This window comes from Curtobacterium sp. 458, assembly GCF_030406605.1.
Classification (GTDB): Bacteria; Actinomycetota; Actinomycetes; order Actinomycetales; family Microbacteriaceae; genus Curtobacterium.
The window spans coordinates 2485739-2508089 of the sequence record NZ_CP129104.1 but is presented as its reverse complement, the minus strand read 5'-3'; the positions used below and the strand labels follow the sequence as shown (position 1 = coordinate 2508089).

The 22351-nt window shown below is 71.5% G+C and carries 16 protein-coding genes and 1 other RNA gene; 5 read left to right on the top strand and 12 right to left on the bottom strand.

What is annotated here, in order from left to right:
• The first annotated feature begins 6 nt into the window (after positions 1-6).
• Positions 7-840 (top strand): helix-turn-helix transcriptional regulator, encoded by an 834-nt coding sequence (locus QPJ90_RS12305; protein WP_290131492.1) that lies wholly within the window; start codon positions 7-9, stop codon positions 838-840.
• A 22-nt stretch (positions 841-862) separates the two neighbouring features.
• Here QPJ90_RS12305 and QPJ90_RS12300 read toward each other — a convergent pair whose 3' ends face one another.
• The 8 genes from QPJ90_RS12300 to QPJ90_RS12265 all read right to left on the bottom strand — a co-directional run bounded on the left by QPJ90_RS12300 (position 863) and on the right by QPJ90_RS12265 (position 8990).
• Positions 863-2530 (bottom strand): APC family permease, encoded by a 1668-nt coding sequence (locus QPJ90_RS12300; RefSeq protein ID WP_290131491.1) that lies wholly within the window; start codon positions 2528-2530, stop codon positions 863-865.
• Between the two features lie 128 nt (positions 2531-2658).
• Positions 2659-3495 carry a hypothetical protein gene (locus QPJ90_RS12295; RefSeq protein ID WP_290131490.1) on the bottom strand — a complete coding sequence of 279 codons (837 nt, stop codon included), beginning with the start codon at positions 3493-3495 and terminating at the stop codon, positions 2659-2661.
• A 168-nt stretch (positions 3496-3663) separates the two neighbouring features.
• Positions 3664-4040: a transfer-messenger RNA gene (ssrA, locus tag QPJ90_RS12290) on the bottom strand.
• Positions 4041-4134: 94 nt separating this feature from the next.
• Positions 4135-4611 carry an SsrA-binding protein SmpB gene (gene smpB, locus QPJ90_RS12285; RefSeq protein WP_022904941.1) on the bottom strand — a complete coding sequence of 159 codons (477 nt, stop codon included), beginning with the start codon at positions 4609-4611 and terminating at the stop codon, positions 4135-4137.
• 246 nt (positions 4612-4857) lie between these two features.
• The gene (gene ftsX, locus QPJ90_RS12280; protein ID WP_290131489.1) at positions 4858-5772 is read right to left on the bottom strand and encodes a permease-like cell division protein FtsX; all 915 of its coding nucleotides are present in this window, start codon (positions 5770-5772) and stop codon (positions 4858-4860) included.
• Positions 5769-6527, bottom strand: coding sequence for a cell division ATP-binding protein FtsE (gene ftsE / locus QPJ90_RS12275; protein WP_058726342.1), 759 nt, complete (start codon positions 6525-6527; stop codon positions 5769-5771). The genes ftsX and ftsE overlap by 4 nt, the downstream gene beginning before the upstream one ends.
• A gap of 71 nt (positions 6528-6598) precedes the next feature.
• Complete coding sequence (gene prfB / locus QPJ90_RS12270; protein WP_290131488.1) at positions 6599-7708, bottom strand: peptide chain release factor 2; 1110 nt, start codon at positions 7706-7708, stop codon at positions 6599-6601.
• 97 nt (positions 7709-7805) lie between these two features.
• Positions 7806-8990 (bottom strand): cysteine desulfurase family protein, encoded by a 1185-nt coding sequence (locus QPJ90_RS12265; RefSeq protein ID WP_290131487.1) that lies wholly within the window; start codon positions 8988-8990, stop codon positions 7806-7808.
• 78 nt (positions 8991-9068) lie between these two features.
• Here QPJ90_RS12265 and QPJ90_RS12260 point away from each other — a divergent pair, with 78 nt between their 5' ends.
• The 3 genes from QPJ90_RS12260 to glgB all read left to right on the top strand — a co-directional run bounded on the left by QPJ90_RS12260 (position 9069) and on the right by glgB (position 16095).
• The gene (locus QPJ90_RS12260) at positions 9069-11117 is read left to right on the top strand and encodes a glycogen debranching enzyme (protein ID WP_290131486.1); all 2049 of its coding nucleotides are present in this window, start codon (positions 9069-9071) and stop codon (positions 11115-11117) included.
• A gap of 284 nt (positions 11118-11401) precedes the next feature.
• On the top strand, positions 11402-13402 hold the full coding sequence (locus QPJ90_RS12255) for an alpha-1,4-glucan--maltose-1-phosphate maltosyltransferase (protein ID WP_290131485.1): 2001 nt from the start codon (positions 11402-11404) through the stop codon (positions 13400-13402).
• Positions 13399-16095, top strand: coding sequence for a 1,4-alpha-glucan branching protein GlgB (gene glgB, locus QPJ90_RS12250; protein WP_290131484.1), 2697 nt, complete (start codon positions 13399-13401; stop codon positions 16093-16095). Before QPJ90_RS12255 ends, glgB begins: the two co-directional genes overlap by 4 nt.
• Before the next feature lie 235 nt (positions 16096-16330).
• Here the strand turns inward: glgB and QPJ90_RS12245 are convergent, their stop codons facing one another.
• Together QPJ90_RS12245 and QPJ90_RS12240 are read right to left on the bottom strand one after the other, a co-directional pair.
• Entirely contained in the window at positions 16331-17359 is a 1029-nt protein-coding gene (locus tag QPJ90_RS12245; protein WP_290131483.1) for a tetratricopeptide repeat protein, read from the bottom strand.
• Positions 17356-19092: a hypothetical protein gene (locus QPJ90_RS12240; protein ID WP_290131482.1), complete on the bottom strand. Its 1737-nt coding sequence runs from the start codon at positions 19090-19092 to the stop codon at positions 17356-17358. The genes QPJ90_RS12245 and QPJ90_RS12240 overlap by 4 nt, the downstream gene beginning before the upstream one ends.
• A 227-nt stretch (positions 19093-19319) precedes the next feature.
• On the opposite strand from QPJ90_RS12240, the gene QPJ90_RS12235 reads away from it, so the two are divergent.
• Positions 19320-21167: a DivIVA domain-containing protein gene (locus tag QPJ90_RS12235; RefSeq protein ID WP_290131481.1), complete on the top strand. Its 1848-nt coding sequence runs from the start codon at positions 19320-19322 to the stop codon at positions 21165-21167.
• A gap of 108 nt (positions 21168-21275) precedes the next feature.
• Here QPJ90_RS12235 and QPJ90_RS12230 read toward each other — a convergent pair whose 3' ends face one another.
• Positions 21276-22040 (bottom strand): alpha/beta hydrolase, encoded by a 765-nt coding sequence (locus QPJ90_RS12230; protein ID WP_290131480.1) that lies wholly within the window; start codon positions 22038-22040, stop codon positions 21276-21278.
• The gene (locus tag QPJ90_RS12225) at positions 22037-22339 is read right to left on the bottom strand and encodes a hypothetical protein (protein WP_290131479.1); all 303 of its coding nucleotides are present in this window, start codon (positions 22337-22339) and stop codon (positions 22037-22039) included. The genes QPJ90_RS12230 and QPJ90_RS12225 overlap by 4 nt, the downstream gene beginning before the upstream one ends.
• Between the last annotated feature and the right edge of the window lie 12 nt (positions 22340-22351).

Below are 22351 nucleotides of genomic sequence, written 5' to 3'. Positions count from 1 at the left end.
GTCGGTGTGGACAGACCAGAGCTCGCCGCGTTCCTGCGGTCCCGTCGTGAGCGGCTGCGGCCCGAGGACGTGGGACTCCCCTCGGGCCCGCGTCGCCGGACACCCGGGCTCCGGCGTGAGGAGGTCGCGGTGACCGCGCACATCTCCACCGAGTACTACGTCCGCCTCGAGCAGGGTCGGGCGCCGCGTCCGTCGGCCGAGGTGCTCGCTGCGCTGGCCTCCGCCCTCCTGTTGACGGACGCGGAACGATCGCACCTGCACGTGCTCGCCGGCACCGCTCCCGCTCCGGCGCCGCACCATCGACGCGACGTGCACCCGACCGTCCAGGCAGTGCTCGACGGGCTCCCCGGGGCGGTCGGGTTCGTCGTGTCCGCGGCGTTCGAGGTCCTCGCCTGGAACGAGCTCGCAACGCTGCTGATGGAGGACTTCGGCGCGCTGCGGCCCGAGGAACGGAACCTCGCTCGCCGTGCCTTCGCGGACGGTCGGTCCCTGTACGGAGCGGCGGACGGTTCGGCGTTCCGGCACGAGGTCGTCCACGGCCTCAGGGGCGCTGCGGCACGGTACCCGGACGACCCGGACATCGCGATGCTCGTCGCCGAGCTCCGGGGCGGCAGCGACGTCTTCATGCGCCTGTGGGATCGCCACGACGTGCAGGTCGCCCCGGCGCTCACGAAGTGCTTCGACAACGCGGTCGTCGGGCGGGTCACCGTCGACTGCGTCGCCCTGGACGTGCCGGACCGTGACCAGCATGTCGTCCTGTACACGCCGGTCGGGCCGACCGATGCCGAGAAGCTCGCGCTGCTCGCCCTGGTCGGGAAGAACACGCCGGTGTCGGCCTGAGCCCCGTCCGTCCTGTCGCCGGTCAGTGACGGACCGGCTCCACCACGTTGGACTCCTCGACCTCACGGACGTCCTCGGCGGTGCGGAGGATCTCCTCGCGGGAACTCGCCGAGTTGACCGCCCAGTAGTAGATCACCAGCGAGAAGACGGCCACCACCACGATGTCGACCCACAGCGGGAAGATCGGGTTCTTGAGCGGCCCGAAGTCGCTGAGGAACACGATCAACCCCATGCCGATCAGGTAGGGCAGCAGCCACTGCGCCGCCTTCCAGTCCCAGCGCGGCCGGACGCTCGATGCACCGCGGAACACGTTGTTCAGGACGATGACCACGGCACCGATGAGGATCGCGACGCCGAGCTTCCAGTCGGTGTCCCACCCGGTCCAGAGGATGATGAGGTTCGCGACGATGAACGCGATCGGTGAGAACACCGCCGCGGCCGGCATGCGGTAGGGGCGCTCGATCTCGGGGATGCGCTTCCGGAACGCCCCGAGTGCCAGCGGCGCGCCGGCGTACATGAGCACGGACGCGCTCGTGATGAGGCTGACGAGGCCCTGCCACGACGGGAACGGCGCGAAGCAGGCGCAACCGACCACGAACGCGGTGACCAGTCCGACCCACGGCACGCCGGCCTTCGTCGTCCACTCGAACGCCTTCGGGAAGTACCCGTTCCGGCTCAGCCCGTAGGAGATGCGGGTCGTCGCCGTGACGTAGATCAGCCCGGTGCCACCGGGAGAGATGATCGCGTCGATGAAGATGATCACCGCGAGCCAGGTGATCCCGGCCGCCATGGCGATGTCGGCGAACGGGCCGGTGTACTTGGTGAAGTCCGCGGTCGCCCACGAGCCCTGGATCGCGCCGGACTGCAGCGCGCCGAGGAACACGACCTGCAGCAGCAGGTAGATCACCAGGCCGATGACGACCGACCCGATGACGGCACGCGGGATGTCACGCTTCGGGTTCTTCGCCTCGCCGGCGAGCTGGTCGGCCTGCTCGAACCCGAGGAACGCGAAGATGATGCCCGACGTCGACACGGCCGCGAGGATGCCCTTCGCGCCACCGGGGAGGAACCCGTCCGCTGCCGTGAAGTTGCGGCCGTGGAAGCCGCTGAACGCCAGGACGATGATGACGAGCAGGGGGATGGCGACCTTCCACCAGGTCGCGGCCGAGTTCGTGTTCGCGAGGATGCGGACGCTCAGGAGGTTGACCACCGTGACGACCGCCATGAGGACGATCGCGACCGCGATGCCCGACCCCGTGAGGAGTTGCTGCGTCTCGCCGTTCACGAGGACCGTGTGGAGCCAGGGGTGCGCGAACTGCCAGTGCTGCGCGTACTTGATCATCGCCTCGACCTCGATCGGGGCGACGGTCACGGACTGCAACCACGAGAACCAGCCGAAGGACGCTCCCGCGATGCCGCCGAAGGCGATGTGCGGGAAGCGCGCGGTGCCGCCGGCGATCGGGAACATGCCGCCGAGCTCGGCGTGCACGAGCGCGAGGACGAGGACGGCCACGCCGCCGATGAGCCACGAGATGATCGCGGCGGGGCCCGCCGTCTTCAGGGCTTCCTGCGAACCGAAGAGCCACCCGGATCCGATGATGGACCCGGTCGATGCCCAGATCAGGCCGATGAAGCCGACGTTGCGCTTCAGGCCGGAGTCCGGCAGCGCCTGTGTCGTCGTTGTTGCCACTGTTGCTCCTGTCGAGTGACGCGAGCCCCGCGATCGTGGGGAGCGCGTGCATCGACAATGGCACCGGACAGGAGTCTCGCCGGATTATTTAACGAGGTGGAAACATTTCCCCTGTACAATCCCTCAGGCTATTTCCCGCCGGACTTCTTCTTGCCGTCCTTCTTGTCGGACTTCTTCTTGCTGTCCTTCTTCTTGTCCGACTTCTTCTTGCCGTCCTTCTTGTCGGACTTCTTCTTGCCGTCCTTCTTGTCGGACTTCTTCTTGTCCGACTTCTTCCTGCGGTCTTGGTCCTGGTCCTCGGCCTGGGTCTCGGCCGGCTGCTCCGGTGCCGCGGACTCCGATCGGGGCGCGGGTTCGTCGTCCACGACGCCGTCGACCGGCTCGACCACGACCGCGGCCCCCGTGTCCGCCGCGACGTCGACCACCTGCTCCTCGACCACGGGCGCGAGCGCGTCGTCCACCCGCTCGACGATCAGCTCGGCGCCGTCCTCCGCCAGTCGGAGCAGCCCCTGCGCAGCACGCACCCGGGTCGTCGTGCGACGCCCGAGCACGTCGGCGCGGGCCCCCTCGAGGAGCGCCCGGAGCGACCGTTCCGCGACCGAGCGGCCCCGCGGCGCGGATCGGTCGAGGCGGTCGAGTTCCCCGGCGACACCGGCGACGTCGTCGGCGACCCGTTCGTGCCGGACGGACTCGATGAGCGCGGCGACGACGGCCGCGGCGCGCTCGACGGCCGCCGATCGCTGGTCGAGGACGACGAGCATCTCGAACACCGCGCCGTAGGTGACGGTCTCGACACGGACGGGCTCCGCACCGCGCCCGCGGAGGACGAGCTTCGCCTCGGGGTCCGGCAACCACGGGATGAGCGCGGCGACGGTGGCCACGGAGCCGACGATGCGCTCGTACTCCCCCAGGCCCAGACGCTCCTGCTCACGCAGACGGACTCGGATCGCGATCTCCTGCACCACACTCGCACCTCTCGTCAGGGCGCGGGCGTGTCTCCGCGCCGATGGGTCCGAGCGTATTCGGTGTGCCCGGAAGGACGACGAGTGCGGGGCGACACGACGAACGCCCCACTCGTGCGAGCGGGGCGTCCGGGTGGAACTCGGCGTGACAGTGGCCCGACGACCGGCAGGTGGTGGAGATGGGGGGAATCGAACCCCCGTCCATCGCTGCAATTCGACGTCTTCTACGGGCGTATCCGGATCAGGCGTTCTGCTCGGCCCCGTCCATTGCTACCGGCTTCTTGGACGACGGGCCCAGTCCCAGTGCAAGTCCCGCACGGCCCTGAGGCGCAACCGTGCAGCAAGTCCTCTGGATGACGCCGGGATCAGGTTAGGGGACGGTCACCTGGCCGACGGACTTCATGTGCTGGGCTGCTTACGCAGCGAGAGCGAAGTCAGTGCGCTTGGAATTGGCACTTGTTGTTTTCCACGGATCGTTCACGAGATGACCGTGGGTCCTCGGCCCGCTTCCCGTCGGCACACAGGCAATGTCGAAACCGATCATCCCCATGCAGGCCGGACGTGCGAGCCACTGTCACGCTGTTGAGTTACCAGTCCGCCGTCCAGGCGGTCCCTCAGTCTAGTCGACCGAGGTGCGTCGCGCTACTCGCCGACGCGGTTCCGGGTGCGCATGGCCCGCTCGGCCTCGCGCTTGTCGGTCTTCTCGCGCAGCGCCTGACGCTTGTCGAACTCGCGCTTGCCCTTCGCGACCGCGATCTCCACCTTGGCGCGGCCGTCGTGGAAGTAGATCTGCAGCGGCACGAGCGTGTAGCCGCCCTGCGCCGTCTTGTGCGAGATCTTGACGATCTGCTGCTTGTGCAGGAGGAGCTTGCGCTTGCGCCGCGGCGAGTGGTTGTTCCAGGTCCCCTCGGTGTACTCGGGGATGTGCACGGCGTCGAGCCAGGCTTCGCCACCGTCGATGAACGCGTACCCGTCGACGAGCGAAGCACGCCCCTGCCGGAGCGACTTCACCTCGGTGCCGGAGAGCACCATGCCTGCTTCGTACGTGTCCTCGATGAGGTAGTCGTGGCGGGCGCGACGGTTCGTGGCGACGATCTTCTCACCGCGTTCCTTGGCCATGACGACTCCTCTCGTGGGTGTGCGGTCCGGACCCGGTGTCCGGCGCAGCCCTCCAGCGTACTGAACACCGCGGTGGTGCCGCACCTTCCCGGCGCGTCGGACGCGCTCGAGGCGCACGCTCCGGGGCCGAGACTCGGCTCCGCGGACAGTTTGAGGGAACGGAGACCGCGGAACTGTCCGCCAGGCCGAGACCCGCGTGCGCCGGTACTCGCGTGCGCCGGTACTCGCGTGCACGGAGCGCCGCGGTCAGACCTTCAGGTAGCGCCGGATCGCGACGAACGCCGACAGTCCGGCGAGCAGGACGCCGATGACGACCACCGCCGGGACGACCACGGCCGCGTCCCCCATGCCGATGAACGCCGTCCCGGAGAACCGCACCGCGAGGTAGTTCCGGACGAAGAACCACACCACGGCCGTGATCGCCCCGCCGGCGAGGACCGCCCCGATGGCCGCGGCGATCACCCCCTCGAGCACGAACGGCGTCTGGATGAACCGGTTCGACGCACCGACCAACCGCATGATGCCGAGCTCCCGCCGTCGGCTGAAGGCCGAGAGCCGGATCGTGGTGGCGATGAGGAGCACGGCCGCGACGAGCATCAGCGCGGCGATGCCGATCGCCGTGTACGACGACGCGTTCAGCAGGTTGAAGATCGGCTGCAGGTAGCCGCGCTGGTCGACCACGCTCTGCACGCCGGCGACCTTCGACAGGCTCTCCACGAGGACGTCGGACTGCGACGGGTTCTTGAGGTTCACCCAGTACGTCTCGTTGAGGTACTCGGGCTTCACGAACTCCGTCGCGGGCGAGTCCTTGAACTGCTGCTTGAACCGGGTGTAGGCGTCCTGCTGGTTCTCGAAGTAGAACTTCTCGATGTAGGGCTTCAGCGTCGACGACTCGAGCTGCGACTCCACCTGCTGGCGCTGGTCGTCGGTGGCCTTGGCTCCCGTGCAGTTGCCGGTCGTGTCGGTGTCGGTGCACAGGTAGACGGCGACCTGCGCCCGGTCGTACCAGTACCCCTTCATCTGGTTGATCTGCATCTGGAGCAGGATCGCGGTCCCGACGAAGGTCAGCGAGATGAACGTCACGAGGACGACCGACACGACCATCGACGCGTTGCGCCGCAGGCCAGAGCCGACCTCGGACATGACGAGCCCGAGCCTCATCGGATGATCCCCGGGATGGTCTGGATGCCGGTGGTGTTCGACACGGTGTTGCCTCGCTGGATCGGGACGGCCTGGGTCTGGTAGCCGCCGGACTGCTCGTCGCGCAGGATCGTGCCGTTCGACAGCTCGATCACGCGGCGCTGCATCTGGTTCACGATGCTGGCGTCGTGCGTCGCCATGAGCACGGTCGTACCGCCCTGGTTGATGCGCTCGAGGAGGGCCATGATGCCGGCCGACGTGGTCGGGTCGAGGTTCCCCGTCGGTTCGTCGGCGAGCAGGATCGCCGGCTTGTTCACGACGGCGCGGGCGATCGCCACGCGCTGCTGCTCACCGCCGGAGAGCTCGTGCGGCATGCGGGTCGCCTTGCCGGCGAGGCCGACGAGCTTGAGCACGTCGGTGACGGCCTCGCTGATGAACCCCTTGCTCTTCCCGATGACCTGCAGCGAGAACGCGACGTTGTCGAAGACGTTCTTGTTCGGGAGGAGGCGGAAGTCCTGGAACACCACGCCGAGGTTGCGGCGGAAGTACGGGACCTTGCGCGACGACAGGGAGCCGAGGCGCTGCCCGAGGACGTGGATCTGCCCGCGGGAGGGCTTCTCCTCCTTGAGCACGAGGCGCAGGAAGCTGGACTTGCCGGAGCCGGACGCGCCCACGAGGAAGACGAACTCGCCCTTGAGGATCTCGAGGGAGATGTCGTCGAGCGCAGGACTCGGGTTGCCCGAGTACACCTTGGTGACCTGGTCGAATTTGATCATGACCGGTTCAGGGTAGGTCGCCCGGGGCGGAATCGGGTCGAGGCGCGCGGCTCAGGTCCCCGCGGATCCACTCAGTCGTCGTCGGACTGCTTGCGCCAGCGGATGCCCGCGTTGATGAAGCCGTCGAGGTCGCCGTCGAAGACCGCGGACGGGTTGTTGACCTCGTGCTCGCTCCGCAGGTCCTTCACCATCTGGTACGGCGCGAGGACGTACGAGCGGATCTGGTCGCCCCAGCTCGCGGTGATGTTGCCCGCGAGCTCCTTCTTCTTCGCGTTCTCCTCTTCCTTCTTGAGGAGGAGCAGGCGCGACTGCAGGACACGCATGGCGGCGGCGCGGTTCTGGATCTGCGACTTCTCGTTCTGCATCGACACCACGGTGCCGGTCGGCAGGTGGGTGATGCGGACGGCGGAGTCGGTCGTGTTGACGGACTGCCCACCGGGGCCGGACGAGCGGAACACGTCGACCCGGATGTCGTTCTCGGGGATGTCGATGGCCTCGGTCTCGGGCATGAGCGGGATGACCTCGACCGCGGCGAACGAGGTCTGTCGCTTGCCGGCCGCACCGAACGGCGACATCCGGACGAGCCGGTGGGTGCCGGCCTCGACCGAGAGGGTGCCGAACGCGTGCGGCGCGTCGACCTCGAACGTGGCGGACTTGATGCCGGCTTCTTCCGCGTAGGAGGTGTCCATCACGGTCGTCTTGTAGCCGTGCTGCTCGGCGTAGCGCAGGTACATGCGCAGGAGCATCTCGGCGAAGTCGGCGGCGTCGACGCCGCCGGCGCCGGCGCGGATCGTGATGACGGCCGGCCGATCGTCGTACTCACCGTCGAGGAGCGTCTGCACCTCGAGGTCGCCCATGGTCTTCTGGATCGCCTTGAGCTCGGCCTCGGCCTCGTCCGCCGAGTCCTGGTCGTCGGCCTCGTTCGCCATCTCGACGAGGACCTCGAGGTCGTCGATGCGCTGTTCGGTGTCGGTGATCTTCCGCAGCTCGGCCTGGCGGTGCGAGAGCGCACTCGTCACCTGCTGCGCGTGCTCGACGTCGTCCCACAGGTCGGGTGCGCCGGCCTGCTCGCTGAGCTCGGCGATCTCGCGCTGCAGGCGGTCGACGTCGACCACGGAGCGGATGTTGCCGAACGTCTCACGGAGGGCGGAGAGTTGCTCGGAGAAGTCCAGTTCGACCATGATCGTCGATCCTACCGGCGCGGCCGGGCCGGGAGGCACGCCCCACCCCGGTCGGTGGGCGACCGTGGCCGCGTGGTCGGCTGTGCAGGAACGGCGGTCAGCGCCCGAGCGCCGGTTCGCGCGACGCCATCCCGGCCGCGCCGGCCCGCGCCACCGCGTCGGGCAGCGCGGACAGGAACGCGTCGACGTCGGCGTCGGTCGAGGTGTGCCCGAGCGTGATCCGGAGGGCACCGCGGGCGTCCTGCTCGTCGAGCCCCATCGCGAGGAGCACGTGTGAGGCCTCGGGCACGCCGGCCTGGCAGGCGGAGCCGGTCGACACCGCGACCCCCGCGGCGTCGAGGAGGAAGAGGAGCGAGTCGCCCTCGCACCCCGGGAACGTGAAGTGCGCGTTCCCCGGCAGCCGGTCGACCGGGTCGCCCATGAGCACCGCGGACGGCACCGCCGCCCGCACGCCCGACACGAGCCGGTCGCGCAGTGCCCGGACGGTGTCGTCCCCGGCCGCGGCCACCGCCGCCGCTGCCGTCGCGGCCACGCCGAACGCCGCCGCGGCCGGAGCGTCCTGCGTCCCGCTCCGCACCTGACGCTGCTGCCCTCCGCCGTGGATGAGCGGCTCGACCGTGGCGCGCCGCCCGAGGACGAGCGCCCCGATGCCGACCGGGCCGCCGACCTTGTGCGCCGAGACGCTCAGCGCGTCGAGTCCGGAGTCCCGGAACGACACCGGGACCTGCCCGTAGGCGGCGACCGCGTCGCTGTGCACCGGCACGCCGGCGGCGTGCGCGGCCTCGACGATCCGCCGCACCGGCTGGATGGTGCCGACCTCGTTGTTGGCCCAGAGGAACGTGACCAGGGCCACGTCGTCCGCGGAGGCGAGCCGTGCCTCCAGGGCGGCAGTGTCGACGCGACCCTCCGCGTCCAACGGGACCACGTCGACGACCGCGCCCTCGTGGCGCTCGAGCCACTCGACCGTGTCGACCGTCGCGTGGTGCTCGCCCGCCGGCACGACGATGCGGGGGCGCGGGCGGTCCTGCTGCCGTGCCCAGAACAGCCCCTTCACCGCCAGGTTGATGCTCTCGGTCCCGCCGGAGGTGAAGACGACCTCGACCGGGTCCGCGTCGAGCGACCGCGCGACGGCGGCACGTCCGTCCTCGAGCAGCATCTTGGCCCGCTGCCCGGCACTGTGGATCGAGGAGGGGTTGCCGACGGTCTGCAGCGCGGCGGTGAAGGCGGCGAGCGCACCGGGCGTGATCGGCGTCGTCGCGGCGTGGTCCAGGTAGACGCTCACCCTGCTCTCCCATCGACGGATCGTGCCCCCTGATCGGGCGTTTCCAGGATACCTGTGGGCCCTCGTACCCTTGTCGTCATGCACGAGACCGCGACCGAGGCCCTCCCGGGGTTCGTCCTCGGCGACGGCGGCGGCCGCTTCACGGTGCGTTCGGCGTCCGCCACCGCACTCATGCTCGTCGTCGAGGGCCGCGGCACGCACGCGCTGACCCGCGACCCGGACGGTGACCGCTGGTCGGTGGAGGTCCCCGGTGTCGTCCCCGGAGACCGGTACCACCTGCTCGCCGACGGACCGACCGGCCCACGGCACGCGTTCGACCCGGCGCTCCCCCTGCTCGACCCCGCAGCGCGCGGCATCGTGGCGGTCGGCGCCGGGTCCGGCCCCGGCGCCCGGTGGAGCGCCGAGGTGGTCGACGAAACGTTCGACTGGGGCGGCTCGGTGGCGCCGTGCACCCCGCGTGACCGGGTGGTCGTGTACGAGGCGAACGTCCGCACCCTCACCGCCGCGAACCCGCACCTGCCCGAGGACCTCCGCGGCACGTACGCCGGCATCGCGCACGAGAGCACGATCGCGCACCTGCACCGGCTCGGCGTCACCACGCTCGAGCTCCTGCCGGTGCACGCGTTCGACACCGAGCGGTGGCTCCGGGACGCCGGACGTGAGAACGCCTGGGGCTACAACACGCTCGGCTTCTTCGCGCCGCACGCCGCGCACGCCTCCCCCGCCGCCCGGGCTGCCGGCGCCTCCGCCGTGCTCCGCGAGTTCAAGGGCATGGTGCGGCTCCTGCACGAGGCCGGCATCCAGGTCGTCCTCGACGTCGTCTACAACCACACCGCGGAAGAAGGGCTCGGCGGGCCGACGTCGTCGCTCCGCGGCCTGGACGGCGCGAACCACTACCGGTGGGCGGCGGACGCGGACGCCTACTACGACACCACCGGCTGCGGGAACACGCTCGACACCTCCGTCGCGGCGAGCGCCGACCTCGTCGTCGACAGCCTCCGCTACTGGGCGAAGGAGGTCCGGGTCGACGGCTTCCGGTTCGACCTCATGGCCTCGCTCGCCCGTGACGCCCGGCACGTGTTCGATCCGGCGCACCCGCTGCTCGAGCGGATCCGGGAGCACCCCGACCTGCAGGACGTGCTCGTGGTCGCCGAGCCGTGGGACGTCGGGCCGGACGGGTGGCGCACCGGGTCGTTCGGCGGCGCCGGCTCGGGCACGAGCGAGTGGAACGACGGCTTCCGGAACACGGTCCGGCAGTTCTGGCTCACCGACATCGCCGAGGAGCGCCGCAACGGCGCACCGCGCACCGGCATCGGGGCGCTCGCCGGAGCCCTGACCGGCTCACGCCACGTGTTCGGCGCGGAGCGCGGGCCGCTCGCCGGCGTCAACTTCGTCACCGCCCACGACGGCTTCACGCTGCTCGACCTCGTGTCGTACGACCGCAAGCACAACACGGCGAACGGCGAGGAGAACCGCGACGGCTCGGACGACAACCGCTCGTTCAACCACGGCATCGAGGGAGACACGGCCGACCGGGGCGTCCGCGCGGCGCGTGGTCGGAGCATGCGCAACCTCCTCGGGACGCTCCTGCTCTCCGCCGGCGTGCCGATGCTCACCGCGGGCGACGAGCGGAGCCGCACCCAGCACGGCAACAACAACGCCTACGTCGTGTCGGAGGACCTCACCCCGGTCGACTGGTCCGACGACGAGGACGCCGAGTCGACCACGAACACCGTCGCCGAACTGACCCGGCTCCGCGCGGCGCACCCGGCGCTCCGGCCGACGCGCTTCGGCGTCGAGGGTCAGGAGACCCCCGGTGCCTCGCGGATGACCTGGTACGGCCCCGACGGCGGCCCGATGACCCTCGAGGGTTGGGACCAGCCGATCCACCGGGCGCTGCAGTACTTCGTGGAGTCGACCCCGGACCACGAGCCGTACGACCGCGTGCTCGTGGTCGTGCACGGGAGCGGCCGGACGCGGGACATCACGCTGCCGGCGCGCGACGACGTCCTCGGCTACCGGTTGGCGTGGTCGAGCGAGAAGCACCGCGACCACGAGCGTCTCCGGCCTGCGGGTCAGGTGTTCACGGCGTACGGGCCGGGCATCCACGTCTTCGAGATCGCCTAGGGCAGCCCCGCTTCGTCGGCGCGCACGCCGGTGCGGACGGGCCGCCGTGCGCGCGCCGGTGCGGACGGCCGCCCTGCGCGCGCCGGTGCGGACGGGCGGTCGTGCGCCTGTCGGCGCGCGACCGGACGCCGGACGGGAGGCGCGGTGCGGGGCCGCCACGGGCCTCCCGTCCGTTGCGGCGCACCTCCAGGGCCGCTCCTCCACAGGCGCGAAGCACGCGCTCGTCGTCCACACGACACGCCTTCCGGAGAACGCCGTCGCGGCTTCCGGGTAGCGTCGGCTCCGTGGCCACCGCAGACCGACCCCGGCGACCGAAGCCCGGGCGCATCCCCATCACCGAACTCGCACCCGCGACGCCGAACGGTTACCCCAGCAAGGCGTTCGACGGCGAGGTGATCACGTTCGGCGCGACCGTCTTCCGCGAAGGGCACGGCATCATCGGCGCCGACCTCGTGCTCGAGCGTCCCGACGGCGGCACCAGGACCGTCCCGCTCACCCTCGTCGCCGCCGGGACCGACCGGTACGAGGCGACCGTGCAGGTCGACCACGTCGGCGTCTGGTCGTGGCACGTCGAGTCGTACTCCGACGACTGGGCCACGTGGGTGCACGCCGCGCGCCTGAAGATCGCGGCCGGCGTCGACACCGAGGCCACGCTCCTCGACGGCGGCGTGCTGCTCGACCGACTCGCGACGGAGACGGACTCCCCCGCCGCCACGCGCGCCGCGGCCCGCATCCGCGACACCTCGCTGGACGCTGCCGAACGCCTCGCCGCGATCGACGACCCTCGGATCACGAGCGAGGTCGAGGACGCGCCGCTCACCTCACTGCGGACCCACTCGCCGACGCAGCTGCTCGACGTCGAGCGCACCCGCGCCGGTGTCGGTGCCTGGTACGAGTTCTTCCCACGGAGCGAGGGTGCGAAGAAGAACGCCGACGGCTCCTGGAAGAGCGGTGACTTCCGCACCGCAGCCCGTCGCCTGCCCGCGGTCGCCCGGATGGGCTTCGACGTGGTCTACCTCCCGCCGATCCACCCCATCGGCACGACCGCGCGCAAGGGCCCGAACAACACGCTGACACCCGGCCCGCACGACCCCGGCAGCCCCTGGGCCATCGGATCGGCCGAGGGCGGCCACGACGCGATCCACCCCGACCTCGGCACCGAGGACGACTTCCGCGAGTTCGTCGAGACCGCCAAGAACACCGGGATGGAGGTCGCGCTCGACTTCGCTCTCCAGTGCTCCCCCGACCACCCGTGGGTCACCGAGCACCCGGACTGGTTCACCCAGCGCGCGGACGGCTCCATCGCCACGGCCGAGAACCCGCCGAAGCGCTACCAGGACATCTACCCGATCCAGTTCGACGCGGACCCCGAGGGCCTCGTCACCGAGGTGCTGCGCGTCCTGCGGCACTGGATGTCGTTCGGCGTGCGGATCTTCCGCGTCGACAACCCGCACACGAAGCCGCTCTGGTTCTGGGAGCGGGTCATCCGCGAGATCCGTGACGAACACCCGGACACGGTGTTCCTCGCCGAGGCGTTCACCCGCCCGGCGATGATGCGGGCGCTCGCCGAGGTCGGGTTCCAGCAGTCGTACACGTACTTCACCTGGCGGAACACGCGCGAAGAGATCGAGTCCTACTTCGAGGAACTCAGCCACGAGACGAGCGCGTACCTGCGCCCGAACCTCTTCGTGAACACACCGGACATCCTCACCGAGTACCTGCAGTTCGGCGGCCGAGCGGGCTACAAGGTCCGTGCCGCCCTCGCCGCGACGGGTGCGCCGACGTGGGGCATGTACTCCGGGTACGAGCTCTTCGAGGACGTCGCCCGACCGGGGTCCGAGGAGAACATCGACAACGAGAAGTACGAGTACAAGCCGCGCGACTTCGCCCTCGCCGAGGCCGAGGGTGCGAGCCTGGCGCCGTACGTCACGATGCTCAACCGCTTCCGTGCAGCGCACCCGGCGCTCCGGCAGCTCCGGAACCTGCACGTGCACCACTCCGAGGACCCGGCGATCGTCGTGTACTCCAAGCACCTGCCGGGGCGGTTCGTCCGTTCCGGCCGCGACGACACCGTGATCGTCGTCGCCAACGTCGACCCCCACTCGGCCCGTGAGACCACGGTGCACCTCGACCTGGCCGCCCTCGGGCTCGCCACCGAGGAGCCGTTCGACGTCCGCGACGTCGTCACCGGGCAGCGCTGGGTGTGGGGCTCGTCGAACTACGTACGCCTGGACGCCTTCCAGGAGCCCGTGCACCTGCTCGTCGTGGAGGGACCGCACCGATGACCGACGCCGACAAGACGCCGAAGGACAGCGGGACGGAGGCACAGCCCACCCCGCCGCAGCCCGGTCGTGGTCAGGGGCCGAGCGTGCCCCCCGTGCCGCCCCCGCCGCCGCCCGTGCTCCCGCGTCGGATGCCCGAGGACACCCCTCGGCCGACCCACCCGGCGCAGCACGTCGCTGCTCCCGCGACGGACGGCCCGACGGTGCCCGCCGCCGCGTCAGGCGCGTCGCGTCCTCCCGAGCCGCGCTACGAGCCCCGGGTCTCCGGACCCGGCGAAGACCTGCCCGGTGCCCCCGCACCGGCGAAGGAAGCGCCGGACCGCGGTGTCCCCGAGTCCGCGACGCTCGCCGGCCACGCTCCCGACGCGGCGCACCCCCGTCACCTGACGACCGCGGTCGACGACGGTGCCGACGCCCCGACCTCCGAGGGCGGTGCACCGCTGGCCGACGCCCAGCCGGGCGCCTCGACGTCAGCACCGGCCCCCGTGGCGAGCGGTACCACCTCGGCGCCGTCGCCCGACGGCCCGCGTCCGGCCCCGGTCGAGGACTGGCTCCGCCAGCAGGTCGCCGAGGCCCGCTGGTCGCAGCCGCACGACGTCCTGGGCCCGCACCCCGTCGACGGCGGCACGAGCGTCCGCGTCGTCCGGCACCTCGCGAGCGCGGTCCGGATCGTCCGACCCGACGGCGACGACATCGAACTGGTGCACGAGGGAGACGGCCTCTGGGCCGGCGCGACCGAGGGCACCCTCGGCCGCTACCGGGTCGAGGCCGACTACGACCCGGACCCCTCCGGTGACACGGACGACATCACCTGGACGACCGACGACGCCTACCGCTTCGCCCCCACCATCGGCGAGCTCGACCTGCACCTCTTCGGCGAAGGCCGCGACGAGCAGCTCTGGCACCACCTCGGCGCGCACGTGCAGACGGTCGACGGCGTCGACGGCGTCGCGTTCACCGTGTGGGCGCCCCGCGCCACCGCCGTCCGGGTCATCGGCGACTTCGAGGGCTGGGAGGGCCGCACGACCGCGATGCGCCGGCTGAACGACCTCGGCGTGTGGGAGCTCTTCTGGCCGGGCGCCCTCGAGGGCCAGCGGTACAAGTTCCAGATCCTCACCGACTCCGGGTGGGTGGAGCGCGCGGACCCGTTCGCGCGTCGCACCGAGGTCCCGCCGGCGACGGCGTCCGTCATCACGGCGTCCTCGTACACGTGGTCCGACGGCGACACCGCCTGGATGGAGCACCGCGCGCGGACCACGACGCACGACCGTCCGATGAGCGTCTACGAGGTGCACCTCGGGTCGTGGCGTCCTGGGTTGTCCTACCGCGAGGTCGCCGACCAGCTCATCGGCCACGTGCAGTTCCTCGGGTTCACCCACGTCGAGTTCCTGCCGCTCGCCGAGCACCCGTTCGGTGGGTCGTGGGGCTACCAGGTCACCGGGTACTACGCCCCGACGGCACGGTTCGGCTCCCCCGACGACCTCCGGTACCTCGTCGACCGACTGCACTCGGCCGGCATCGGCGTGATCATGGACTGGGTGCCCGGGCACTTCCCGAAGGACGAGTGGGCCCTCGCGAAGTTCGATGGACACGCCCTCTTCGAGCACCCGGATCCCCGGCGCGGCGAACAGCTCGACTGGGGCACCTACGTGTTCGACTTCGGTCAGCCGCAGGTCCGCAACTTCCTGGTCGCGAACGCGCTGTACTGGCTCGAGGAGTTCCACATCGACGGCCTCCGCGTCGACGCCGTGGCCTCGATGCTGTACCTCGACTACTCCCGCACCGACTGGCTGCCGAACATCCACGGCGGACGCGAGTACCTCGAGGCGATCTCCTTCCTGCAGGAGACCAACGCCACCGCGTACAAGCGCTACCCGGGCATCGTCATGATCGCCGAGGAGAGCACCTCGTGGCCGGGTGTCACCCAGCCGACGAGCGCGGGCGGCCTCGGGTTCGGGCAGAAGTGGAACATGGGGTGGATGCACGACTCGCTCGAGTACATCGGCCGCGAGCCCGTGCACCGCAGCTACCACCACGACGAGATCACGTTCTCGCTCGTGTACGCGTTCAGCGAGCAGTTCACCCTGCCGATCAGCCACGACGAGGTCGTGCACGGCAAGGGGTCGCTGTTCGGGAAGATGCCCGGGGACGAGTGGCAGAAGCTCGCGAACGTGCGGGCCTACCTGGCGTTCATGTGGGCGCACCCGGGCAAGCAGCTGCTGTTCATGGGCCAGGAGTTCGCCCAGGCGCAGGAGTGGTCCGAGGCACGAGGGCTCGACTGGTGGCACCTCGACGACCCCGGCCACCGTGGCGTGCAGGACCTCGTCGCCGCGCTCAACCGCGTCTACCGCGACACACCGGCGCTGTGGACCCACGACTCGACCCCGGACGGCTTCGAGTGGATCGAGGGCGGCGACGCTCCGCACTCGACGCTCGGGTTCCTCCGCAAGGACGGCGACGACCGCCTCGCGGTGTTCGTCAACTTCTCCGGGGTGCCGGTCGAGCGACGGTTCGGTCTCCCCGCGGCCGGCCAGTGGCACGAGGTGCTGAACACCGACGCCGCCGAGTACGGCGGGTCGGGCGTGGGCAACCTCGGCGTCGTCACCGCCGAGGACACGCCGTGGGCGGGCCGTCCGGCATCGGCGAACCTCGTGGTGCCGCCGCTCGGCGCGGTCTGGCTGAAGCTCGCCCGCTGACGCCGACCGCGACCGAGACGCGACCGCGAGACGGACGGGAGGCCCGGTGCCAGCTGGCACCGGGCCTCCCGTCCGTCCGTGGTCGCGTGTCGCGGGTGGTCACGCGAATCCGCCGGTCCACAGGTCGCGAACCACAGAAGCGACATCGAACCAGCGCGAGAGCCTGGTTCGATGTCGCTTCCACGGTGTGACAGCGCGTCCGCGCGCGGACGCGCCCGGCGTGCTCGACCGCGCGTCAGTACAGCGCGCTGGCGAGGCGCCTGCGGGCGGCGACGACCCGCGGGTCGTCGGTCCCGATGAGCTCGAAGTACTCCACGAGTCGGACGCGCACGGCCTCGCGGTCGGCGCCGAACACGGTCGGCACGAGGTCGAGGAGCCGTCCGAACGCGTCGTCGACGTGCCCGCCGCTGATGTCGAGGTCGGCGACGGCGAGCTGCGCCTCGACGTCGGTCGGTGCCGCGGCCGCTGCGCTCCGGACCTCGTCGGCGGTCCGGCCGTTCAGCCGGTCGAGGAGCGAGACCTGCGCCAGCCCGGCGACCGCCATCTGGTCGTTCGGGTCCTGCGCGATCGCGGTCTTGTACTCCTGGATCGCCGTCGCGTAGTCGCCCTGCTCGATCGCGTCGTACGCGGCCTGGTGGTGCGGCGGCAGCGGCTCCGGCTCGGGCTCGCCCTGCTCGGCGGCGTCCGCCGGCACGGCGCCGTCGACGGTGACCCGACCGGAGACGCCGTTCTGCTCGGCGGCGGCGAGGACTTGCTCGTAGACGTCGCGCACCTGGGCCTCCGGGAGCGCGCCGACGAAGAGCCCGAGGGGGCGGCCGCCGATGAGGGCCGCGACGGTCGGGATCGACTGCGCCTGGAACGCCTGCACGAGCTGCGGGTTCGTGTCCGCGTCCACCTTGGCGAGCAGCACCCGGCCGTCGTACTCGGCGGTGAGCTGCTCGAGGATCGGCGAGAGCTGCTTGCACGGCCCGCACCACTCGGCCCAGATGTCGACGATGACCGGGACGACGGTCGAGAGCTGCAGGACGTCCTGGAACGTCTGGTCGGTGACGTCGAGGACGAGGGACGGGACGGTCAGGTCTGCGCTGCCTTCGGCACCGCTGCCGGCAGCAGCGACACTGCCCGTCGCATCGCTGCCGGGCGCACCGGGCCCGGCCGGGGCGGGCGCTCCCGGGGCCGTCGCCGGACGCTGCGCCCGGTCGACGAGGGACGACAGATCGACCGCGCCGCGGAGTCCGGACGGGGTCGGGGGGACGTTGCTCATTGCACCTCACTCGCGGCGGTCAGGCCCTGCGTGAAGCCGAGCAGGACCGCCTTCTCATCGGAGCCGACGGGCGGCACGTAGAACAGGACCTGCACGCCGTAGGTGGCGCTGATCCCCTTCTTGCTGGAGTCGACACCGGAGAGCGCCTTCACGGCCCCCTCGGTGTTCACCTCTGCGCCGGACGCCGTCGGCGTGACCTTCTCGACCTCGTCGAGGTCAGCGGAGACCAGTGCGCCGGCCTTGTCGGTGGCGAACGCGACCGCGCTGTCGTCGGGGATCTCCGACGAGTAGTCGATCTTCGCGGTGTCCGGCAGCGCCTTGGCCTTCTTGTCCTTGTACGCCTTGCCGATCGTGGACCGGAGGGCGTCACCGTCGACGTCGAACAGGTCGGCGTACTCGCTCTTCGTGTCCTTCGCGAGGACGTCGGCGTAGGCGGTCGCGACCTGGTCCGGCTCGATCGTCAGGAGCTTCGTGGTCGGTGCGAGCAGCGCGGCACCCACCGAGGTCGGCGCGAGGGTGGGGATCTGCGCGTCGGCCTCGAGCGAGACGTCGTACGCGACCTTGTACGGGTCACGCGCGGTCTCCTGGGTCAGGGTGAGGGCCTGGGGCGCCGCCGTCTTCGCCGAGCAGTCCGCTGCGGTGATCGCGAAGATGGTGCGCGGCCAGGTGTCGGTCTGCTGCGGGAGCGCCACGCACACCTCGTCCGCGGAGATCTTCGGCGGGGCGTCGACGTCGGAGTCCTTCGCGCGGATCGTGTAGTTGGCCTCGCGGAGCTCCAGCGCGGCGCCGGTGAAGCGCTCGGCCGCGAGCTTCGCGTCGCGGGCGGTGTCGGCCTTCCGTGCGGTCGTCGCCACGCGCTCGACGATCCGCTTGATCTGCTGCTTCGTCGCCGCGACCGGCTCGGACTGGTCGGCCGTTCCGGAGGCGGTGGGCGTCGGGGTGGGCGTCGTGTCGCCACCCTGGGGCCAGTACTCGGCGGAGCAGCCGGCGAGGGTCAGCGCGCCGACGAGCACGACCGGGCCGGCGACGAACGCCCGACGACCACGACGGCCGCGGCTCGGCACCTGCGCGCCGGCGGCGGCGGCACGGCGCGAGGCACGCACGCGCGGCGGACGCGTCCCCCCGCTGCGACGACGCGGACCACGGCCGCGGCGCTGGTGCACGATCGCCCAGACCAGGAGCGCGATCCCGCCGAGCAGGAACACCCCGCCGGCGACGAGCAGCGGCCCGACCGACGGCGTCGCGGTGTCCCGGGGCCAGGTGACGGAGACGTCGCTCGGAGCGGCGTCCTTGCCGTCGCCGACGATGACGACCGAGACGTCCTCGGGGAGCCGCACGGTGAACTGCCCCGCGCCGTCGTACTCCTGGTACCAGAGGTCGCTGCCCGCGGGGTCCGGCACGCTCGTGCCGGAGCCGGTCGTGCGGCCCTGCAGGGTGCCGTCCTCGGCGTCGAAGCGCAGCGTCGTGTGCGCGGCGTCACCGACCCACGCGAGCACGTCGGAGGTCTTGCCGTAGGCGGCGAACACGTCGCCGGAGCCCTTGACGTTGATCTCCTGGTAGCCCGGGTTCGCGTTGAGGGTCGTGCCGGGGATGACGGTCACCGGGGCGGAGGTCTTCGCCGTGGAGGCGGCGACGAGCGAGGACGGGGGCGCGAAGACGGTGCGCTGACCGACCGCGAGGCCGACCAGCAGCAGGCCGACCACGAAACTGACGATCGCCAGGACGAACCGCACGGAACTCTCTCCCTACCGCGCCGGGGTGGGGAATCGGCGCCGGATCAGCGGTCCACGATACCGAGCATCCCTGTGGAGTGCATCCTGCGCGGTCCTCCCCGCCCCAGACTCCCAGGTCAGTGGTCTCCCAGGTCAGGCGCTCCCGGGCCAGGGAACTCCAGGTCACGGCCACGCTACGATCGACCCGCGGGCCGCACGGGTCCGCCGGCGAGCACCAGGAGCGACACGTGGCGAACGACGAGGCAGAGTTCGGTTCGGAACTGCGGGGGTACCGCCGCGACGAGGTGGACCGCGCGCTCGGCGACCTCCGGCGTGAGCTCATCAAGTCGAACAAGGACCGCGCGGACGCCGCCAAGGAGATCCGTCTCCTCCAGTCCCGCGTCTCCGACCTCCAGGGCGAGCTCGACGAGGCGGGCACACCCACGTACAGCGGACTCGGTACCCGCCTCGAGTCCACCCTCCGCGTCGCCGAGGAGCAGTCGACCCGCCTCATCAGCCAGGCCGACATCGACGCCCAGCGGCTGCGCGCCTCGAGCCGGGCCGAGGCCGACCGCCTGGTGCGCGAGGCCCAGGACGAAGCCCGCGACACCCTCGAGGACGCCCGCACCCGCGCCACCGACGAACTCGCCCGTGCCCGCGCCGAAGCGGCCGACACCGTCGAGCGCGCCCGCGCCGAGGCCGGGCTGCTCCTGCAGGACGCCCGGAACGAGGGCGCCGCCGTCCGCGGAGCCGCGGTCACCGAGGCCGCAGAGGTCCGCTCGGTCGCCATCCGCGAGACGAACGCCCTGCGCGCCCGGGTCGAGCACGAGGTCGCCGAGCTCCGTGAGACCGCGCACCGTGAGTCCGCCGACGCCCGCGCCGCCGCCGCCGACCTCGACCGCGAGACCGAGCACCGCCGCGCCGAGTTCGAGGCGGACCACGCCCGCCGCGTCGAGGACCTCGACCGGACCGAGACCGAGCGTCGTGCCGCACTCGACCGCGAGGTCACCGAGGGCAGGGCAACCTGGCACCACGAGCGGGACGAGCAGCAGCGGGCCCACGCGCTCGAGCTCGAGACCGGACGCGCCGACCTCGCCGCCGAGGTCGACCGACGTCGCGCCGAACTGGACGCCGAGCTCGCCGACCGCCGCCGCGAGACCGCCGAGGAGCTCGCCGCCGCACGTGCCGAGTGGGACCGGGAACTCGCCTCAGCCCGCACCGCCCTCGCCCAGGAGGTCGAAGCGGCCCGCGCGCAGCTCCGTGTCGACGAGGAGCAGACCCGCACCGAGAACGAGCGCCTCGTGCAGGAGACCGCGGACCGCACCGCCCGTGAGCTCGAGGAGCACCGGACGCGCATCGAGCGCGAGCGCGCTGAGGCCGACGCCACACTCGAGCGCGCGGTCGGTGACCACGAGGCCGAGCTCGCCGCCCGCCGCGACCGCGAGCACGGCGAGCTCGACACGGAGATCGCCGACCGCCGTGCCGCGGACATCGGAGCCCTGGAGGCCGAGCGCACCGCACTCCGACAGGAGATCGACACCGCCCGTGCCGCGCTCGCCCGTGAGCGTGACGAGGCCGCGGCAGACATCGCCCGGATGCGCGACGACGCCCGGACCGCACTCGAGTCCGAGCTGGCGGCCCGCCGGGACGACGCCGAGCAGGAGTACCTCCAGAAGCACCACGAGACGGTCACCGAGACGCAGAAGTACCTCGACGAGGCGAACCTGCAGCTCGCCGAGGCCACCCGTCGCGCGAGCGAGGCCCGGGAGCGTGCCGAGCGGCTCCAGCAGGAGGCCGACGACCTCGAGCGGACGAGCACGGCCGAGGCGCAGGAGCACGCGCGCACGATCGTCGCGGACGCGCAGGAGCGGGTCCACCGCATGGTCGAGGACGCCGAGAGCCGCACCGCCGGCATCGTCGCGGACGCCGAGGACCGACTCGCCGCGATCCGCACCGAGCGCGACGCCGTCGCCGGCTACCTCGAGAACCTGCGCGGCGTGCTGACGCACGCGACGGGCCTCCTGGGCACCCAGGACGGGGTTTCGGACCAGGGCACGGCAGATGCCGACGCGACCGAGGACGCGGCCGCGCGCTGACACCACCGGACGGACGGGAGGCACGTGGCGACGCCGCCACGGGCCTCCCGTCCGTCACGACGTCCCGTCCCTGACCCGGGGGCGCCCGGCGAGGACCGCCGACGGTCGTCAGACCGGCCAGCGGGTCGGGAGCGGCGCGCTGCCGGGGACGACGAGGTCGGCGATGCGGTCGAGCACGATGCGGACGTACCGCTCCCCCACCCAGAGGTGCTTCGCGCCCTCGACCGGCTCGACCCGGATGTCCGGCGCGACGGCGAACCGCGCGCGGGCAGCGTCGGGCTGGAGGAAGTCGTCGTGCTCCGGGACGAGGGCGACGACCGGGACGCCGGCGTCGGTCCACGCGGCGAGCTCCTCGTCGGTCGTCCGGTGGAGCGGCGGCGACAGCAGCACCACGCCTGCGATGCGACCCGCGCGCACGTGCTCGAGGGCGTGCTTGAGGATCACCTCGGTGCCGAACGACCACCCGACGAGCCAGGGCGTCGGCAGACCACGTTCCACGACGTCGGAGACGGCGGCGCGGAGGTCGAAGCCCTCGGACACGCCGTCCCCGAAGACACCCTCGGAGGTGCCGCGCGGCGAGGACACCGAGCGGAAGTTGAAGCGCTGCACCGCGATGTCGGCGAGCGCGGGCAACCGAGCGGCGGCCTTCTTCAGGACGTGCGAGTCCATGAACCCCTGCGCGGTGGGCAGCGGGTGCAGGGTCACGATCGTGCCGCGGGCGGGACGCTCCAGGGGTTCGGCGAGCTCGCCGACGAGGGTCAGGTGGTCGTCCGTGACGAGCTCGATGTCGGTCCGCCGTGCGGGCAGCTCAGTGCCCGACCGGATCTCGACGGGCTCGGGCCGGTTCTGCTCGTGCCGGGTCTGCTCGGTCATGCGATGCTCCAGCAGTGGTTGTGCCAGTGACGGCGGGACGCGAGGTCGGCTTCGTCGCCGAGCACCCCGTCGGCACGCCAGACGACGACGTGTGCGGTGCCGGGCAGCACCGTGCCGCCGCAGCCCGGGCAGACGTACTCCTTCTGCGCAGACGCTGCCGAGACGGGCTGGACCGTGTACTCACGGCCGCGACGGAACTCGGTCCGCTTCCACCCGCTCATGAGGCGGTCGAGGCCGGCCTCTTCCTCGGCTTCGGGCCCGCGACCGCGAGGTCGCCGCGGCCGGTTGCTCCGCGGCACCCCGGCAGCCGA

Coding starts and splice junctions, on each gene's coding strand:
- ftsX (WP_290131489.1), bottom strand. CDS start 5,772: ATGAGGCTCGGGCTCGTCATGTCCGAGGTCGGCTCTGGCCTGCGGCGC.
- glgB (WP_290131484.1), top strand. CDS start 13,399: ATGACCGACGCCGACAAGACGCCGAAGGACAGCGGGACGGAGGCACAG.
- QPJ90_RS12260 (WP_290131486.1), top strand. CDS start 9,069: ATGCACGAGACCGCGACCGAGGCCCTCCCGGGGTTCGTCCTCGGCGAC.
- prfB (WP_290131488.1), bottom strand. CDS start 7,708: ATGGTCGAACTGGACTTCTCCGAGCAACTCTCCGCCCTCCGTGAGACG.
- ftsE (WP_058726342.1), bottom strand. CDS start 6,527: ATGATCAAATTCGACCAGGTCACCAAGGTGTACTCGGGCAACCCGAGT.
- QPJ90_RS12230 (WP_290131480.1), bottom strand. CDS start 22,040: ATGACCGAGCAGACCCGGCACGAGCAGAACCGGCCCGAGCCCGTCGAG.
- smpB (WP_022904941.1), bottom strand. CDS start 4,611: ATGGCCAAGGAACGCGGTGAGAAGATCGTCGCCACGAACCGTCGCGCC.
- QPJ90_RS12245 (WP_290131483.1), bottom strand. CDS start 17,359: ATGAGCAACGTCCCCCCGACCCCGTCCGGACTCCGCGGCGCGGTCGAT.